19 protein-coding genes and 1 tRNA gene are annotated in these 15,049 nt (G+C 61.7%); 9 read left to right on the plus strand and 11 right to left on the minus strand.

Going from position 1 to position 15,049, the window contains the following annotated elements; all coding sequences use genetic code 11:
• Positions 1–81 precede the first annotated feature (81 nt).
• The 4 genes from purU to ATY76_RS20185 all read right to left on the minus strand — a co-directional run bounded on the left by purU (position 82) and on the right by ATY76_RS20185 (position 4,708).
• Positions 82–966, minus strand: a complete 885-nt coding sequence (gene purU / locus ATY76_RS20170) for a formyltetrahydrofolate deformylase (RefSeq protein ID WP_088676492.1) — start codon at positions 964–966, stop codon at positions 82–84.
• 218 nt (positions 967–1,184) lie between these two features.
• Positions 1,185–2,201, minus strand: a complete 1,017-nt coding sequence (locus tag ATY76_RS20175) for an acyltransferase (protein WP_088676493.1) — start codon at positions 2,199–2,201, stop codon at positions 1,185–1,187.
• A 165-nt stretch (positions 2,202–2,366) separates the two neighbouring features.
• Complete coding sequence (locus ATY76_RS20180; RefSeq protein ID WP_088676494.1) at positions 2,367–3,647, minus strand: hypothetical protein; 1,281 nt, start codon at positions 3,645–3,647, stop codon at positions 2,367–2,369.
• 2 nt (positions 3,648–3,649) lie between these two features.
• On the minus strand, positions 3,650–4,708 hold the full coding sequence (locus ATY76_RS20185; RefSeq protein ID WP_088676495.1) for a glycoside hydrolase family 5 protein: 1,059 nt from the start codon (positions 4,706–4,708) through the stop codon (positions 3,650–3,652).
• Between the two features lie 136 nt (positions 4,709–4,844).
• Here ATY76_RS20185 and ATY76_RS20190 point away from each other — a divergent pair, with 136 nt between their 5' ends.
• Complete coding sequence (locus tag ATY76_RS20190) at positions 4,845–6,452, plus strand: GumC family protein (protein ID WP_088676496.1); 1,608 nt, start codon at positions 4,845–4,847, stop codon at positions 6,450–6,452.
• Positions 6,453–6,513: 61 nt separating this feature from the next.
• A complete protein-coding gene (locus ATY76_RS20195; protein WP_088676497.1) occupies positions 6,514–6,846 on the plus strand; it encodes a hypothetical protein in 333 nt (110 codons plus the stop codon).
• Here ATY76_RS20195 and ATY76_RS20200 read toward each other — a convergent pair.
• Complete coding sequence (locus ATY76_RS20200; RefSeq protein ID WP_088676498.1) at positions 6,831–7,106, minus strand: hypothetical protein; 276 nt, start codon at positions 7,104–7,106, stop codon at positions 6,831–6,833. The genes ATY76_RS20195 and ATY76_RS20200 overlap by 16 nt on opposite strands.
• Before the next feature lie 97 nt (positions 7,107–7,203).
• Between ATY76_RS20200 and ATY76_RS20205 the strand changes: the two genes are divergently transcribed.
• Positions 7,204–7,500 (plus strand): DUF982 domain-containing protein, encoded by a 297-nt coding sequence (locus ATY76_RS20205; RefSeq protein ID WP_088676499.1) that lies wholly within the window; start codon positions 7,204–7,206, stop codon positions 7,498–7,500.
• Between the two features lie 159 nt (positions 7,501–7,659).
• Here ATY76_RS20205 and ATY76_RS20210 read toward each other — a convergent pair.
• Positions 7,660–7,744 (minus strand) — tRNA-Leu (locus ATY76_RS20210).
• A 168-nt stretch (positions 7,745–7,912) separates the two neighbouring features.
• Between ATY76_RS20210 and ATY76_RS20215 the strand changes: the two genes are divergently transcribed.
• Positions 7,913–8,326 (plus strand): BA14K family protein, encoded by a 414-nt coding sequence (locus ATY76_RS20215; protein WP_088676500.1) that lies wholly within the window; start codon positions 7,913–7,915, stop codon positions 8,324–8,326.
• Positions 8,327–8,338: 12 nt separating this feature from the next.
• Here ATY76_RS20215 and ATY76_RS20220 read toward each other — a convergent pair whose 3' ends face one another.
• Positions 8,339–8,632, minus strand: coding sequence for a SelT/SelW/SelH family protein (locus ATY76_RS20220; RefSeq protein WP_088676501.1), 294 nt, complete (start codon positions 8,630–8,632; stop codon positions 8,339–8,341).
• A gap of 129 nt (positions 8,633–8,761) precedes the next feature.
• Here ATY76_RS20220 and ATY76_RS20225 point away from each other — a divergent pair, with 129 nt between their 5' ends.
• The 3 genes from ATY76_RS20225 to ATY76_RS20235 all read left to right on the plus strand — a co-directional run bounded on the left by ATY76_RS20225 (position 8,762) and on the right by ATY76_RS20235 (position 10,595).
• The gene (locus ATY76_RS20225) at positions 8,762–9,499 is read left to right on the plus strand and encodes a type 1 glutamine amidotransferase (protein WP_088676502.1); all 738 of its coding nucleotides are present in this window, start codon (positions 8,762–8,764) and stop codon (positions 9,497–9,499) included.
• An 11-nt stretch (positions 9,500–9,510) separates the two neighbouring features.
• Positions 9,511–10,068 (plus strand): sugar O-acetyltransferase, encoded by a 558-nt coding sequence (locus tag ATY76_RS20230; RefSeq protein WP_088676503.1) that lies wholly within the window; start codon positions 9,511–9,513, stop codon positions 10,066–10,068.
• A 74-nt stretch (positions 10,069–10,142) separates the two neighbouring features.
• On the plus strand, positions 10,143–10,595 hold the full coding sequence (locus tag ATY76_RS20235; protein ID WP_088676504.1) for a GFA family protein: 453 nt from the start codon (positions 10,143–10,145) through the stop codon (positions 10,593–10,595).
• Positions 10,596–10,597: 2 nt separating this feature from the next.
• Here ATY76_RS20235 and ATY76_RS20240 read toward each other — a convergent pair whose 3' ends face one another.
• The 4 genes from ATY76_RS20240 to tenA all read right to left on the minus strand — a co-directional run bounded on the left by ATY76_RS20240 (position 10,598) and on the right by tenA (position 13,793).
• Positions 10,598–10,897: a CcdB family protein gene (locus tag ATY76_RS20240; protein ID WP_088676953.1), complete on the minus strand. Its 300-nt coding sequence runs from the start codon at positions 10,895–10,897 to the stop codon at positions 10,598–10,600.
• Complete coding sequence (locus tag ATY76_RS20245) at positions 10,897–11,127, minus strand: type II toxin-antitoxin system CcdA family antitoxin (protein WP_088676505.1); 231 nt, start codon at positions 11,125–11,127, stop codon at positions 10,897–10,899. The genes ATY76_RS20240 and ATY76_RS20245 overlap by 1 nt, the downstream gene beginning before the upstream one ends.
• A 58-nt stretch (positions 11,128–11,185) precedes the next feature.
• The gene (gene lepA / locus ATY76_RS20250) at positions 11,186–13,018 is read right to left on the minus strand and encodes a translation elongation factor 4 (protein WP_088676506.1); all 1,833 of its coding nucleotides are present in this window, start codon (positions 13,016–13,018) and stop codon (positions 11,186–11,188) included.
• A 76-nt stretch (positions 13,019–13,094) separates the two neighbouring features.
• Entirely contained in the window at positions 13,095–13,793 is a 699-nt protein-coding gene (gene tenA, locus ATY76_RS20255) for a thiaminase II (protein ID WP_088676954.1), read from the minus strand.
• Between the two features lie 135 nt (positions 13,794–13,928).
• Here tenA and ATY76_RS20260 point away from each other — a divergent pair, with 135 nt between their 5' ends.
• Positions 13,929–14,498, plus strand: a complete 570-nt coding sequence (locus tag ATY76_RS20260; RefSeq protein WP_088676507.1) for an XRE family transcriptional regulator — start codon at positions 13,929–13,931, stop codon at positions 14,496–14,498.
• 24 nt (positions 14,499–14,522) lie between these two features.
• On the plus strand, positions 14,523–15,041 hold the full coding sequence (locus ATY76_RS20265) for a GNAT family N-acetyltransferase (protein ID WP_088676508.1): 519 nt from the start codon (positions 14,523–14,525) through the stop codon (positions 15,039–15,041).
• The last annotated feature ends 8 nt before the right edge of the window (positions 15,042–15,049 follow it).

Here is a 15,049-nt window from a genome sequence, read left to right on the forward strand (position 1 = left end):
GAGATAATCAAATACTTACTGCTGGGAGGCAACGGGAGATCGCCGTCCACGAACAAAAGAGATGCAGGTCCCTGCCTTCACTCAACCCATGCGTTCGGAGGCATAGCTTCCGGGGCTTGCCGGGAAGACGACGGTGCGGTTGCCGTTGATGAAGGTGCGGTGATGGATATGGGCGTGGATGGCCCGTGCCAGCACCTGGCTTTCGACGTCGCGGCCGATCGAGACATAATCGTCGGGCGACTGCGCATGGGTGATGCGCGCCGTATCCTGCTCGATGATCGGGCCTTCGTCGAGATCGGCGGTGACGTAATGGGCGGTGGCGCCGATCAGCTTGACGCCGCGCTGATAGGCCTGCTTATAGGGATTGGCGCCCTTGAAGGACGGCAGGAAGGAATGGTGGATGTTGATGATCTTGCCCGACATCTGCTTGCAGAGCTGATCGGAGAGAACCTGCATGTAGCGGGCGAGCACGATGAGCTCGGTGCCGGTCTGGTTGACGAGATCGACGAGCTGGGCTTCGGCCTGCGGCTTGTTCTCCTTGGTCACCTTGATGTGGTGGAAGGGAATGTCGTGATTGACCACGACCTTCTGGTAGTCGAAATGGTTGGAGACGACGCCGACGATGTCGATCGGCAGCGCGCCGATCTTCCAGCGGTAGAGCAAGTCGTTGAGACAATGGCCGAAGCGCGACACCATCAGGAGCACCTTCATGCGCGTCTCGCTGTCGTGGAATTCGTAGTCCATCTCGAAGGGCGCGGCGACTGCGGCAAAATCGGCGCTGATCGCGGAGCCGGACAGGCCCTCTTCCGAAATGAAGCTGACGCGCATGAAGAACTTGCCGGTATCGAGATCATCGAATTGCGAGCTGTCGATGATGTTGCAGCCCTTCTCGGCCAGATAGCTCGAAATCGCCGCCACGATGCCGCGCGTCGATTTGCAGGATACCGTCAATACATAGTTTGTCATGTCTCTCCCTCTTCCCTCTTGAAGGCCGCCGCCGTGCTTAGATCAAAGCCCCGGCCGCGAATAGGTCGGCGCACTTTCATTCATGCGACAAATTGCAAGAGAAACCATCACGTTTCTGCAAGTTCTCTCATTGCCAGGCCCGCAGCTTAGAAGAACTTGCGCGAAAAACTGTGCCGCCAGCGCCGCCTGCATGCGTATTCTCGCCTTCGATGCGAAAGTCAGGCGGGTGGACGGCTCGCCACCGCCACTTTCCGGCGGGGCGTGGTGATTTCGTGGATGATGGCGCCGCCGATCGATGAAAGCACGAGCGAGAAGATCACGAAAAGCACCGGCTGCTGCAGGATGCCGATCGGCAGGCGGTCGGCGACGACCCTCAGGAAAGCCAGGGTGAAGGCGTGGGTGATATAGATGCTGTAGGAGCAGTCGCCGAGATAATTCAGCCACCCCAGAACCGGTAGCCGGGAAAAGTCGATGGAAACCACGCCGTAGATGATGAAGATCGCCGGGACTCCCCAGGCGTAGAACCGGCTCTCTGGCGGCATCAGCGCTTCGTTGACGAAGAGGAACGCAAAGCCGGTGGCGAGTGCGGCCCATGCCCAGCGGTTCGGCAGGACGATCTTCTGCCCGTAAAGCCGGCCGAGCACGACGCCGGCGAGAAACTCCAGCATGATCGGCTCGCCGTAGAACCGGGTGGCCGTCGTTTCCGGCAGCAGCCGGCAGGCAATCAGAATCACGGCAAAGACGGCAAACATCGCCGGAATCCGGCGTGCTTCCGAAAGCGGCAGCAAGAGCGCAAACACGAAATAGAAGAACATCTCGTAATTCAGCGTCCAGCCCGGCACGACGACCGGTGTGATCGTGCCGGGATCGGCGGCATTGGCCCAGGGCAGGAAGAACAGCGAGGCGACGAGATGCGGAAGATCGAATATCGTTGACTTCAAGAGCGACGGCGCCAGCAGCGCCACAACAGCCGAAAACAACGTCGCCAGCCAATAGAGCGGCACGATCCGTCTGATGCGGCGGCGGGCGAAATCGACGGGGCTCATGGCGCGCCCGCTCGTCGTCAGCCACATCACGAAACCGCTGAGGACGAAGAAGATGTCGACGCCGGTTTCACCATAGAGAAAGGCCGTGGCATCGACGGCGGGATTGACTTTGGCAAGCTGCAAGATTGCATGGAAATAGACGACCATCAGCGCTGCAATGGCGCGCAGATATTGAAGCTGGACAAGCATCGAGCGTCTTGCTCCAGAGCATGATGCCGAAAAGTGTGGGCGGTTTTCGGACGACATCATGCTCTATTTTTTGATTTAGAACAGGATTCAGATTTTAGGCCGATCTGGCCTAAAATCATCCTGTTCTAGGGCTCGCGGCCGCCGGTCCCTACCGTGCTGCTGCGGTCAACTCTCTACATCTGCCGCACGACCCTGCCGGATGCGCGGGCTGTCGTGGAAGCGCATATATCCGACGACGAACCAGAGGAGGCCAGCAATCTTCATCGAGAAAACAGCGGTCCCCCCGATCATCATATTCAGAAAAATGAAAAGAGAAAGTGAATGGGCGCAACGCCGCTGCGCCGCCGTGCGGCCGGCAGGAAACAGGCAAACGAACAGCCACAAGGCGATGACGCCGAAGATCGTCGCTGCGTAGATCAGGTAGACGTAGCCGCTGTCGGCGAATTCGGCGACCCGGTCGACAGAAAGGCCGAGTACGGCGAGCGGATCGAGCTCCATGATCTTCTTCATCGTCAGGTTGATGCGGCCGGTGAAATTGTCGCCCGTCGCATTTGGTTTCATGGTGTAGACGAGGAATCCCGCCGCGACGATCAGCGGCATCAGTGCCAGATTGAAATTTCTCGGTATCTTCGGAAAGACGAAATAGCCGACAATGCAGGCAAAACAGAAGATCAGCATCGTGCGCGTATCGTTCGTCACCAGGATCAGCACCGCCGTAGCGATGAACAGCAGCCGATCCCAGCGGCTTATTCTTTCCCACATGGAGATCAGATAGATTGCGATCACGCCGCAGAAATTGGCGAGCGACACCTGCTCGAGGAAGATCGATGACGAGCGGTGGTCGATGATGCCGAAGGAGAAGCGCTCGGGAAAACCGAGCGCGTTCTGGAACAGGCCTGTCGTGTTGTAGCTCAGCGGCAGCAATCCGCGCGTATTGGCGAAATAATCGGACGGATGCACGATGCTGACATAAAAGGGCACGCTGACGATCTCGAAAATCAGGAAGATCAGCACGACGAGGCTTGCCCAGCGGAAGGCAAGCTTCATCGATCTCTCATTGCTCCAGCCGCCGAGGCCGGAAAAGCAGAAGATGATCAGCACATTGCGGAAATGATCGACGAACGGCGTGCGGTTGAGCACGCTGACATAGATGGTCACCACGAGCGTGAACAGCAGAAAGAGAAAGGCCGGCAGATCCGTCTCGTAGATCCCCTTGTGAAGGATGTAGATGATGGCGCTTGCCAGGATCAGCCCTTCGCTGGCGGCGACATGCGTCATTGAGAGCGGCATGATGTTGTGGTTGATGAAGGCGAGAATGCCGTTGTAGAGCATGGAGAGCAGGCCGAGCCAGAGCACCACGTGATCGACGTGCGACGCCGCGTCGGCGGCATCGAGCCGGTTGCCTGTTATAGTGAAGGCCGTAGCCTTGTGGTCGCTGACGGCCATGCTCAGTTCCCCGCTGCCTTGACGGCGGCACACGCGCGGGCGCCGGCTTTGGCCTTCGCCGCTTCGGCGAGAAGCCGCATCTGCGGCCGTTCGGCCTCGCCCTTGCGCGGCTGGACGTTGAAAGGTTCGTTTGCCGGCCACCATTCGCCCGCCGCCCAATAGGACCAGCCGAGCCAGACGTCGCTATTGCCTGACATGGTGGCATAGATTTCCTTCAGCCCGCTCATGCAGTCCTTGTCCGTGGAGGCGCCGAATTCTCCGAGAAAGCCGCGCTTGTGGTTCCGCTTCAGCCAGGCGGTGACACCGGCGATTGCCTCGACCGCACCATCCCTACCTTCACAGGTCGGATGCGTTCCGGAGGAATCGACGTCGAGATATTGGTGGACCTCGTAAGCGTAGAAGTCGAGCGGATCGCGCACGCCGAGCATGACTGTGCCGTTGGCGCCGCCGATCACATCCTTTTCCCAGCTGTGAGCTCCGCTCCATGCGGTGCCCGGCACGAGGATGAGGTTGCGCGCGCCCACCGCACGGATGCTCCGGATCGCTGCATTGGCGGCATCAAGCCAATCCGTCGCCTTGACGTCGTGCGGCTCGTTCATCAGGCCGAAGAGGATGCCTTCCTGGCCGGCGAATTCGACGGCGAGCCTCGCCCAGAAATCCGCAAATGCGGCATTCGTCGCCGGCGCCGTGCCGACCTGCGTCTTGTCGTAATAGCCGAAATTGTGCGGGTCGAGCAGAACGGCCATGCCGTGCTTGCGGACCAGTCCGACGGTATCCTTCAGCCGCTTGAGTTCGTCGTCGTCGAGCCGCCCGCCAAGCGCCGGCTGCAGCCGCTCCCAGCGGAAGGGCAGGCGGATGATCGTCATGCCCTGCCTGGCGAAATAGGCGATCGTGTCTTCGGTGGGATAGGTGTAGTTCGTGCCGTAAATACCGCCGCGTTCGCCATATTCGCCGCCGGAAAGATTGACGCCGCGATAACAGGGGCTGCCGGCCGCAAGCGCCGGGGCGGGGCCGAGAGCGGCCGCAAGCAGCAGCGCCATCAGATGTCGTATCGTCCTCATGGCCGTCCCTCGCAGCAGCGGCAAATGCAACATCAGCGTCGCGGCCGATATTTTAACGGTCCGTTAGCTAAGAATTTCTAAAGTCTCAGCCACCTCGGCTTCAGTCTTTCACGCTGGGCGGGACACGAGTGCGCGTATGAACCAGTATGACAGGAACAGGGTAAGCCGGCTTCCAGGCTGGCGCAGTTATGAGTCGTCTCAGACTGCGCCGGAAGGTGTGCGCATGCGCAGCCCTGTCGTGCGCCCGGATGACTTCGCCCGTCCTGCGCCTGAGCCCGCTATGCCTCCCGTCGTGCCGCCGGCAACCATTGCGGAAAGCCGCCAATACGAGCGTCCCGCGCCTCAGCCGGCCAGACAGCCCATCCCCGATGCGCCGTCGAACGCGGCACCCGTGGCTGCCGGCCCGCTCATCGATCTCCGCTCCAGCATCGCCGCGATCTGGAGCCGGCGGCTGGTGGTGCTCGGCCTGGCGCTTCTCGGAGCCGTCGGCGGCGCAGTTGTGGCGCCGCGCATCGCGCAGAAATACACTGCCGTCAGCAGCCTCTATTTCGACCCGCGCCAGATCGGCCTTGCCGATGCCGGCGCGCAATCCTCGGGACCCTCGCCGGAAATGATCTCGGCACTGATCGACAGCCAGGTGCAGATCCTGACTTCGGGCAACGTCCTGCGCCGTGTCGTCGACGCCATGAAGCTCGATCAGGATCCTGAATTCACCGGCGGCAGATCGGATGGCGCCGCCGTGATCGGCGCGCTGCAGAAGGCGCTTGTCATCACCCGCGAGGCCAGCACCTATGTCGTCTCGCTTGCCGCGACGACGAACGATCCGGAGAAATCCGCAAGGCTCGCCAACCAGGTCGTCACCTCCTTCACCGAGGAGGAGAACAGCGCGTCGAACGGCCTCTACGAAAATACCTCCTCGACGCTCGATGGCCGCCTTGACGATCTGCGCCAGAAGGTGCTGGAGGCGGAGCAGGCTGTCGAAACGTTCCGCGCCGACAATGACATGGCCGCGACCGAGGGCAACCTGATCTCCGATCAGCGGCTCGCCTCTTTGAACACGCTGCTGGTGACGGCCCAGGAAAAGACCATCCAGGCCAAAGCCCGTGCCGATGCCGTCGCCGATCTCCGCGTCGAGGACATCGTCGCCGGCAACCAGGCGGAGGGCGGCGTGACATCGCCGCTCGTCAGCCTGCGTCAGCAATATGCCACCCAGGCCGCCGCCGTCGGCAGCCTCGAAAGCCAGATGGGCACGCGCCATCCGCGTCTGCAGGCGGCCCGATCCTCGCTCCAGAGCATATCGGGCGAAATCAAGGGTGAATTGCAGCGACTCGCCACGTCGGCAAGGGGCGAATACGAGCAGGCCAAAGCCGCCGAAGACAGCGTCGCCAAGGAGCTCGCCGTCCAGAAGGCGCTGCAGGCGACGACCTCGGATAAGCAGGTGGAATTGAATGAATTGCAGCGCAAGGCGACTGCGGCGCGCGATATCTACGAGACGGTGCTGAAACGCTCCAGCCAGACGAGCGAGGAGCAGAGCCTCAGCCAGAGCAATATCCGCGTCATCTCACCGGCCGAACCGCCTGTTAAGGCCGATGGTCCCGGCAAGACGATCCTGCTGATCGCAGGCATCATCGGCGGCTCGCTGGCCGGTCTCTTCCTCGGCGCGGGCTTTGCCATCCTCGCCGGCCTCTTCGCCCATCCCGTCATCAGAAGTTATTTCAGGAAATCGCCGGCCGCGTCGGCTTGATCGTGTGCGCCGATCTTCCTACATCCGCAAAAGCGGCTTATCGCCGGCAGGAGAGCGTCCCATGCGGCTGTTGATCATGTTTCTGATATCGCTCGGCGTCGCGCCCAGCCTCGCCCCGGCCTCCGCCTTTGCCGTCGACTGGAGGAAATCCGTCACGTCAGACGTTCAACCCCTCTACCCTTATAAGGGCCTTCCCGGCGTCAAGGCGCAGCCGGACAAGAAGGAAGAGGAATCTTACAATTGCCGCACTGAAACCGTTCAGATCCGCCTCCGCTACGACGAGATCTTCCGCTCCGGCGGCATGCCGACCCTGATGTACGTCTGCGAACGCGACGGCTTCATCTCCATGGGCGGCAAGGTTCCGCTCCGCGGCCATTATCAGCCGGTGCGGTAGGCGTTTCGGCTGATTGGCAAAGCCCCTGGATGCAACTGCCGGAAACGTTCGGCCGGAAGCTCCATCTTGAGATAGTCGAAGCCCGCATTTGCTTGCGATCGATCGACGACTGAATATTTCACCGTGCCCTCTTCTTCTGTGCGCCGCAGCGGCAGGCTTTCTGCCGCCGCAAAGCCCAGCCGCCTGTAAAGGCCGATCGCCTTCTCATTGTGAGCGAAGACCTGCAGCTCGGCGGTTTCGATCTCAAGCCGGGAAAACATCTCGTCCGCGGCTCCGTCAGCAACGACACCGTTTCCACCTTGCGCGGCACGCTTCTTGCATTATTACTAATATTCTAATTCTTGGGGAGAAAGTGCCATGCAATGGAACACATCGGCGGATTTTGCGCCTCTTGTTCTTTTTGTTGGAGGCCGGCGAAAGCACAAGATCGTCAGGACGCTCCGAGACGCAGCCGAGGTTCTGATGATCGACTGGCCCCTTGACGACGGAGAGGAATACGTCGCGGCCGTGAAGGCCTGCGCCGATGCCGTCACTGGGCAAGCCGGGATGCACGAACTCAGGGAATTGCTTTTGAGCGCCGCCAGAGAGGCCGGCATCGCGGTTTTGTCGGTGATAGCAGACAACAGGAAGATGGCGCCGAATATGGCTGCGTGAAGACCGGAAGCCACGCTTGTGTCGTCTGAGCTGGTTCGACCTCCGGAATCGGCATCAGGTTTGTAGACAAAACATCGTCAATGGCCTTCGTTGGAAGGCGCCGATGTACGATTTCTGGAAGATTTGATTATCTGATCTTGGTAGCGATCAAGATTGGAATGGTGCCCAGAAGAGGACTCGAACCTCCACGCCTCGCGGCACAGGTACCTGAAACCTGCGCGTCTACCAATTCCGCCATCTGGGCGACGGAGAGCGATGTAAGGGGGTGGCCTGCGACTGTCAACTGGGTTTTTGAAGTTTTCCTGACAGTTGGCAAAAAACTGCAATTCACATCGGGAGAAGTGCGGCCGGATAGGCATAGCGCCGGTGCCTGCGCGCCCTATATAAGGGAAGGATCAAAAGGAATTGGATCATGCCCGCTCCCCGCACGCTTCTGCTCGCCGGCCTTTTGGCCGTCCTGTCGCCCGCAATGGCAGCCGCCGATTCGCTGAAGGTGGGTAGGCCGGGGCTCGGGCCGGTCAATACGGGATCGACGCTCTGCGATTTTCGCGGCTGCTTCGGCTTCGGACCGCAGCAGTGGCATCGCCCCGCCTATGTTCAGCCGAATTACCGTCCGAGGGGCGCGGGGCCGACCTATTACCTGCCGGGGGCGGCCGGGCGGCCGCAGCTCACCTATGATCCGCCGCCGGTGCGCCGCGTGCAGCCGAAGGAGCCGAACAAGCACATCGCCTGGTGCACCAATGAATACCGCTCCTACAATCCGAGGACGGATCACTTCCTCACCTATGAGGGTGTCTACCGGGTCTGCCGCTCGCCCTACCGCTAAGGGATGCCGCAGTTAGCTTTCGAGCGAAGCGCGGTCGACATGGCCGAGATCGCGGCCGGGCTCGACGATGTCGCGGACCCGCTGCTTCAGCTCCTTCGGCCCGGGAAAGCCGCCGTCGCGCTTGCGTTCCCAGATGAGGTCGCCATTGACGCGGATCTCGAAATTGCCGCCGGTGGCGGGGATCAGCGCCACTTCGGCGAGGCTGTCGGAAAAGGTGTGCAGCAGTTCCTGCGCCATCCAGGCGGCGCGCAGCAGCCAGTTGCATTGAGTGCAGTAGAGGATCGAGACACGGGCTTTGTCGGTCATGGCGATTTCCTTTCGTTCAGGCTGGTTTAAGCCGTGCGGGCTGCTCGCGCAATCGGCCTCGCACAACCGTCTTGCCTGCTGCTTGCGGGCATGGTCTTCTCCCGCCGTCGGCCATATCGGAAAAAGCCAATGCGAGTCGCTGTCGTCGAAAACATGAGGAACACCGGCCTTGGCGCGCTTGCCAAAGCGCTTGACGAGGCGGGAGCGGAGATCGAGTGGTTCCGGGTCTGGCAGGACGGTACCCTGCCGCAGGACATATCGGGCCATGACGCGCTCGTTGTTCTCGGCGGCGAGCAGAGCGCGCTGGATGACGAGACGCACCCGTACCTGCCGGAACTCGTGCGGCTGGCGCGCCGCTTCGGCGATGCCGGCAGGGCCGTGCTCGGCATCTGCCTCGGCAGCCAGATCCTCGCCCGGGCCTATGGCGCCGACAATCTGCTGGGCGCCGCCCACGAGTTCGGCTGGCACAGCATCGGCGTCACCAGTGAAGGCCGGGCCGATCCGCTGTTGTCCGATGTGGGCGGCGAATTCACCATCTTTCAGTGGCACGCCGATACGTTTTCCTTGCCCGAAGGTGCGGTTCGTCTCGCGTCGAGCCCCATCGCCGAGAACCAGGCCTTCCGTATCGGCCGCGCCGTCTACGGCACCCAGTTTCACTTCGAGGCCGATACTGCGGTCGTCGGGCAGTGGAAGGCCGAATTCCCCGGCACGATCGATCGCATCGCTCCCGGCTGGCTGGAGAATTATAGTGAATTGGCGGCGCGCCATGGTGCCGCCGCCGATGCCACAGGCCTTGCCATCGCGCGCGCCTGGGTCAGCCTTATCGATCGGCAGGCGGCCCGGCCGCTGTCGCAGGCGATTGCGTGAGGGGCGAGGCCATGCCGGCAAGCGAACGCGAAAAGATGGCGGCCGGTGAATGGTATTGCTGCCTCGACGACGAACTCGATCTGCTGCGCCGCCAGGCGCGACTGGCCGTCCACGCCCATAACACCCTGCCGCCCGACGAGCGCGGCGCCGCGGCACCTGCCCTGAGGGCGCTCTTTGCCGAGGCCGCGCCCGATATCTTCATCGAAGCGCCGTTCCACTGCTCCTACGGCATCAATATCGTTCTCGGCGAGCGCGTCTATTTCAATGCCGGCTGCACCATCCTTGACTCCGGTAGCGTCATGATCGGCGATCGCACCATGTTCGGGCCGGGCGTGCAGATCTATTGCGCCGAACATCACAAGGATCTCGCCCTTCGCCGCGCGGGCATCGAAATCGCCCGGCCGGTCGAGATCGGCAGCGACGTCTGGATCGGCGGCGGCGCCATCATCCTCGGTGGGGTGGCGATCGGCGATGGCGCGATCGTCGGCGCCGGTGCCGTCGTGACGAAGGACGTACCGGCAGGTGCAACCATCGTCGGCAATCCCGCGCGCCAGATAAGCCGCTTCTGAGATTCGCGGCCCGCGGGCTCCCTCGACAATGGTGCCGGCTCCGCTAGATCAGATGACGGAAGGGGAGAAATATCATGACAGCACGGAACTTACCCATGGAAGGCGGCTGCCGCTGCGGCCGGGTGCGGTTGAAGATCAGCGCGCCGCCGCTACTCACCATGGCCTGCCATTGCACGGGCTGCCAAAGGATGACGGCAAGCGCCTATTCGCTGAGCGCCGCCATCCCGAGCGAAGGTTTCGAGGTCACGAAAGGCGAGCCCGTCATCGGCGGCCTGCATGGCACGACGAAGCATTATTTCTGCGCACACTGCATGAGCTGGATGTTCACCCGGCCGGAAGGCATGGACTGGTTCGTCAACCTGCGCGTCACCATGCTCGATGATCCGAGCTGGTTCACGCCCTTCATCGAGACATGGACCAGCGAAAAGCTGGCCTTCGCCGAGACGGGAGCGGTCTACAGCTACGCGACACTGCCTGAGATGGCGGCGTATGAGGGGTTGGTGAAGGAGTATATGGCGGGAAACTGAATTCAAAAGCCCTGGAAGAGAAAATCCAGGGCGCCGGTAATGATATCGCTTTTATCGGATAGATCCGCGACCGCTATTCCCAATTCGGTTGTCGGAATCGATGCCATGCGCTGAGTCGCCATGACATGGATTTCACCGTCGATGGCAAAGCGCGGATTCAGTCGCGAGATTGACCAGCTCATTTCTAGCACTGGATACAGCGGAACCATGACTCGCGAAGGCAGATCGTCAAGCAGGTTGGCTTGAAGGTCGATGGCGAGGGCATTCCCGCTTTTCAGGCGATAGACATGAAAGCGCGCCATCAAAACTGACGATACTTGGCAAACGGCAGCCCGTGCTTTTCGACATACTCGTTTTCCAGCCGGATAGCCTCGGCGTTTTCGATACGCCACAGCCGCTCGCGTTCCGCCTTTATGGCCTTTGCGATCCCATCTTCTGCCGCCCGGGATATATTGATCTTCAGCTCGCGGGCCTGCGAGACAAGTCCCTCATCGAGAGAAAGGTTCGCTGCTTTTCTCGCCTGATGCGCCATAACGATCTCCTGGATCTCATGCGCAGATCATATGCGCATGAGATGTCGTTGAGAAGCGTTATTCGTCGCCCATCTTCAATGCGGCGATGAAGGCTTCCTGCGGAATCTCCACCTTGCCGAACTGGCGCATGCGCTTCTTGCCGGCCTTCTGCTTGTCGAGCAGCTTGCGCTTGCGCGTGGCGTCGCCGCCGTAGCATTTCGCCGTCACGTCCTTGCGCAGCGCTGAGATCGTCTCGCGGGCGATGACGTTGCCGCCGATCGCGGCCTGGATCGGGATCTTGAACATGTGCTTCGGGATCAGCTCTTTGAGCTTCTCGCACATGTCGCGGCCGCGCTTTTCGGCGGCGGTGCGGTGCACCATCATCGACAGCGCATCGACCGGCTCGCCGTTGACGAGGATCGACATCTTCACGAGGTTGCCCTCGCGGTGGTCAGTGAGCGTATAGTCGAAGGAGGCATAGCCCTTCGAGATCGATTTCAGCCGGTCGTAGAAATCGAAGACGACTTCGTTGAGCGGCAGGTCGTAGGTCAGCATCGCGCGCGTGCCGACATAGGTCAGCTCGATCTGGATACCGCGCCGGTCCTGGCAGAGCTTCAGGATGCCGCCGAGATAATCGTCGGGTGTCAGGATCGTCGCGCGGATCCACGGCTCGTGGATTTCCGAGATCTTGACGACGTCGGGCATGTCGGCCGGATTGTGCAGCTCGCGCTCCGTGCCGTCGGTCATGAACATCTTGTAGACGACGGAAGGGGCGGTGGCGATGAGGTCGAGGTCGAACTCGCGCTCCAGACGTTCCTGGATGATTTCGAGATGCAGCAAGCCGAGGAAGCCGCAGCGGAAGCCGAAACCTAGAGCAGCAGACGATTCCATCTCGAAGGAGAAGGAGGCATCGTTGAGGCGAAGCTTGCCCATGGCGGCGCGCAGATCCTCGAAATCGGCGGCGTCCACCGGGAAGAGGCCGCAGAACACCACCGGCTGCGCCGGCTTGAAGCCCGGCAGCGCCTGGGCCGTCGGCCGCTTGTCTTCGGTAATCGTATCACCGACGCGGGTATCGGCCACTTCCTTGATCGAAGCGGTGATGAAGCCGATCTCGCCGGGGCCGAGGCTTTCGACATTGACCATCTTCGGCGTCAGCACGCCGACACGCTCCACCTGATATTTGGCATCGGTGCCCATCATGCGGATCGTCTGGCCCTTCGTCAGCACGCCGTCGATGATGCGCACGAGAACCATGACGCCGAGATAGGTGTCGTACCAGCTGTCGACGAGCAGCGCCTTCAGCGGCGCCTTTTCGCCGCCCGCGCTCTTCGGCGCCGGCAGCTTGTGGACGATCGCTTCCAGCACGTCGGGAATGCCGAGACCTGTTTTGGCCGAGATCAGCACCGCCTCGGAAGCGTCGATGCCGATCACTTCCTCGATCTGTTCCTTGATGCGGTCGGGTTCGGCCGCCGGCAGGTCGATCTTGTTGAGCACGGTGACGAGCTCGTGGTTGTTGTCGATCGCCTGATAGACGTTGGCGAGCGTCTGTGCTTCCACGCCCTGCGAAGCGTCGACGACGAGCAGCGAACCTTCGCAGGCCGAAAGGGATCGCGAGACTTCATAGGCGAAATCGACGTGGCCGGGCGTGTCGATCAGGTTGAGAATGTACTTTTCGCCGTTGTTCGCCTGGTAGTGCAGGCGCACGGTCTGGGCCTTGATGGTGATGCCGCGCTCGCGCTCGATATCCATATTGTCGAGCACCTGCTCGGACATTTCGCGCTCGGCAAGGCCGCCTGTCGTCTGGATCAGGCGGTCGGCCAGCGTCGATTTGCCGTGGTCGATATGGGCCACGATCGAGAAGTTGCGGATATGGGACAGCGGAGTGGTGGAATTGGTGCTCATGCGCGCCATATAGCAGCGCCGCCCCGTGCCGCAAAGCGGTAATTATCCCGGAATTTACGCTATTTTGCCGCCTGCTGCAGGCGCGTCAGACCGGCCAAGTCTCCAGCCGCCATGCCGAATCCCAGAACATCCATTCATATTGGGAGGCGCGCACGAAGACATCCATCATTGCGGCACGTTCCACCGGCGATGCGGCGCGGGCGGCGATATCGGTCAGCGCGATCACCTCGCGCGCGCCGGCTGCGAACTGCGGATCGCCGTAGGTGTTGATCCACGCCTGGAAAACATTGCCCTCGATAACAGGCTTGTTCTTGATGCCTTCGCCGACATGCCAGTAGATCCAGAAGCACGGCAGAATGGCGGAAAGCGCGACGGCATAGGAGCTGTGATAGGCGGTCGCCAGAAGGAAATTCGTATAGGCAAAGCAGGAGGGCGAGGGCTCGGCTGCCGACACATCCGCGCTCGAAATGCCGAACTGCGAGAGGAAGCCCGCATGAAGGCCCTGCTCGACGGTTATTGCCTTCTGCGCCGAGCCGAGAAAGCGCAGCACCTGCGCATTATCAGGCGCTTTGGCGGCGACGATGGCGAGGCACCGGGCATAATGTTTCAGGTAGATCGCGTCCTGCAGGATGTAGTGACGGAAAATCTCCGGCGGCAGCGTGCCGTCCGAAAGCCGCTGCAGCAGCGGCAGTGCTTCGATCTCGGCCATGACGGGGTTGATCCGGTCCCAGGCATCAGCAGTGAAGCTCCCGGTGATTTCCGTATTCTGCATGCTGCCGTCCATGATGTCCTCCGTATCGAGCGCCGCCGCCATATATCGGCGGCGCTGCCGTGAAGGCAAGCGGAATGCAGTGTCAGGGCGCACTTGATTCCATCATGAGATAATGTATTTCTCTTATAGTGGAATAAGGAATTCACCATGGAACAGGAACTCGAACAAGCGATCGGCATCCGCATCCGCAAGCTGCGGCTGGAAAAGGGTCTGACGCTGGATGATCTGGCCGAAGCCTCCGGTGTCAGCCGGGCGATGATCTCGCGCATTGAGCGGGCGGAGGCGAGCCCCACCGCCTCGCTGCTGGCAAGGGTCTGCGCCGCCCTCGGCCTGTCGCTCTCGGCTTTCTTCGCGGAGGAGGGGCAGCGGGCCTCGCCGCTCGCCCGCCGGCAGGAGCAGCAGGTCTGGCGCGATCCGGAGACCGGTTATCTCAGGCGCGCGGTGTCGGCGCCCGGCACGGCTTCCGCCGTCGACATCGTCGAAGTCGAATTTCCCGCCGGCGCCCGCGTCAGTTTCCCCCCGCATGCCGCATCGCATGGCATGACGCAGCATGTTTGGCTCTTCGATGGCGAATTGGAGATGACGGCGGGCGAGACGGTCTATCGGCTGCGTCCCGGCGATTGCCTCTTCATGCCCGTTGGCGACGGCCATTCCTTTCATAATCCCGGCAACGCGCCGGCGCGCTACTGCGTCGTGCTCGACCGCGGCGGCCGCTAACGATTTTCATTTCAGGAGAAGAACATGCCCGACATTCGCACCCTTTCGGCCGAAGAAGCCCGCGCCGCCATCCCTGATCTTGCGGAGGTGCTCGCCGATTGCGTGGCCGGCGGTGCTTCCGTCGGCTTCATGCAGCCCTATGCGCCCGAAGACGCCGCGCGCTACTGGCTAGAAGTCGCCGAGGCGGTCGCCGGCGGCAGCAGCCTGTTGCTGGTCGCCGAACTCGACGGCCGGATCGTCGGCACGGTGCAGGTCGGCGCCGCGCAAATGCCGAACCAGCCGCATCGCGGCGATCTGAAGAAGCTCCTGGTGCATCGCTCCGCCCGCGGCAAAGGCCTTGCCCGCTTGCTGATGGAAGCCGCCGAACGCGAGGCGGCCACCCGCGGCAAAACCCTGCTCGTGCTCGATACCGCAACCGGCAGCGATGCCGAGGCCATCTATCCGCGCCTGGGCTGGCAGCGCGTCGGCGTCATTCCCGATTATGCGCTGTGGCCGGAAGGCGGCTTCTGCGACACCACCCTATTTTACAAGCGGCTCTGCTGATTGCACTC

The sequence above is a fragment of the Rhizobium sp. R339 genome (genome assembly GCF_002211395.1).
GTDB lineage: Bacteria > Pseudomonadota > Alphaproteobacteria > Rhizobiales > Rhizobiaceae > Rhizobium.

Bases quoted from the DNA above. Each gene is read 5' to 3' on its own strand.
- ATY76_RS20260 (WP_088676507.1), top strand. From the start codon at position 13,929: ATGGAACAGGAACTCGAACAAGCGATCGGCATCCGCATCCGCAAGCTG.
- ATY76_RS20225 (WP_088676502.1), top strand. From the start codon at position 8,762: ATGCGAGTCGCTGTCGTCGAAAACATGAGGAACACCGGCCTTGGCGCG.
- purU (WP_088676492.1), bottom strand. From the start codon at position 966: ATGACAAACTATGTATTGACGGTATCCTGCAAATCGACGCGCGGCATC.
- ATY76_RS20190 (WP_088676496.1), top strand. From the start codon at position 4,845: ATGAACCAGTATGACAGGAACAGGGTAAGCCGGCTTCCAGGCTGGCGC.
- ATY76_RS20185 (WP_088676495.1), bottom strand. From the start codon at position 4,708: ATGAGGACGATACGACATCTGATGGCGCTGCTGCTTGCGGCCGCTCTC.
- ATY76_RS20175 (WP_088676493.1), bottom strand. From the start codon at position 2,201: ATGCTTGTCCAGCTTCAATATCTGCGCGCCATTGCAGCGCTGATGGTC.
- ATY76_RS20215 (WP_088676500.1), top strand. From the start codon at position 7,913: ATGCCCGCTCCCCGCACGCTTCTGCTCGCCGGCCTTTTGGCCGTCCTG.
- ATY76_RS20180 (WP_088676494.1), bottom strand. From the start codon at position 3,647: ATGGCCGTCAGCGACCACAAGGCTACGGCCTTCACTATAACAGGCAAC.
- ATY76_RS20205 (WP_088676499.1), top strand. From the start codon at position 7,204: ATGCAATGGAACACATCGGCGGATTTTGCGCCTCTTGTTCTTTTTGTT.
- ATY76_RS20245 (WP_088676505.1), bottom strand. From the start codon at position 11,127: ATGGCGCATCAGGCGAGAAAAGCAGCGAACCTTTCTCTCGATGAGGGA.
- ATY76_RS20240 (WP_088676953.1), bottom strand. From the start codon at position 10,897: ATGGCGCGCTTTCATGTCTATCGCCTGAAAAGCGGGAATGCCCTCGCC.
- ATY76_RS20220 (WP_088676501.1), bottom strand. From the start codon at position 8,632: ATGACCGACAAAGCCCGTGTCTCGATCCTCTACTGCACTCAATGCAAC.
- ATY76_RS20200 (WP_088676498.1), bottom strand. From the start codon at position 7,106: ATGTTTTCCCGGCTTGAGATCGAAACCGCCGAGCTGCAGGTCTTCGCT.
- ATY76_RS20230 (WP_088676503.1), top strand. From the start codon at position 9,511: ATGCCGGCAAGCGAACGCGAAAAGATGGCGGCCGGTGAATGGTATTGC.
- lepA (WP_088676506.1), bottom strand. From the start codon at position 13,018: ATGGCGCGCATGAGCACCAATTCCACCACTCCGCTGTCCCATATCCGC.
- ATY76_RS20235 (WP_088676504.1), top strand. From the start codon at position 10,143: ATGACAGCACGGAACTTACCCATGGAAGGCGGCTGCCGCTGCGGCCGG.
- tenA (WP_088676954.1), bottom strand. From the start codon at position 13,793: ATGGACGGCAGCATGCAGAATACGGAAATCACCGGGAGCTTCACTGCT.
- ATY76_RS20195 (WP_088676497.1), top strand. From the start codon at position 6,514: ATGCGGCTGTTGATCATGTTTCTGATATCGCTCGGCGTCGCGCCCAGC.
- ATY76_RS20265 (WP_088676508.1), top strand. From the start codon at position 14,523: ATGCCCGACATTCGCACCCTTTCGGCCGAAGAAGCCCGCGCCGCCATC.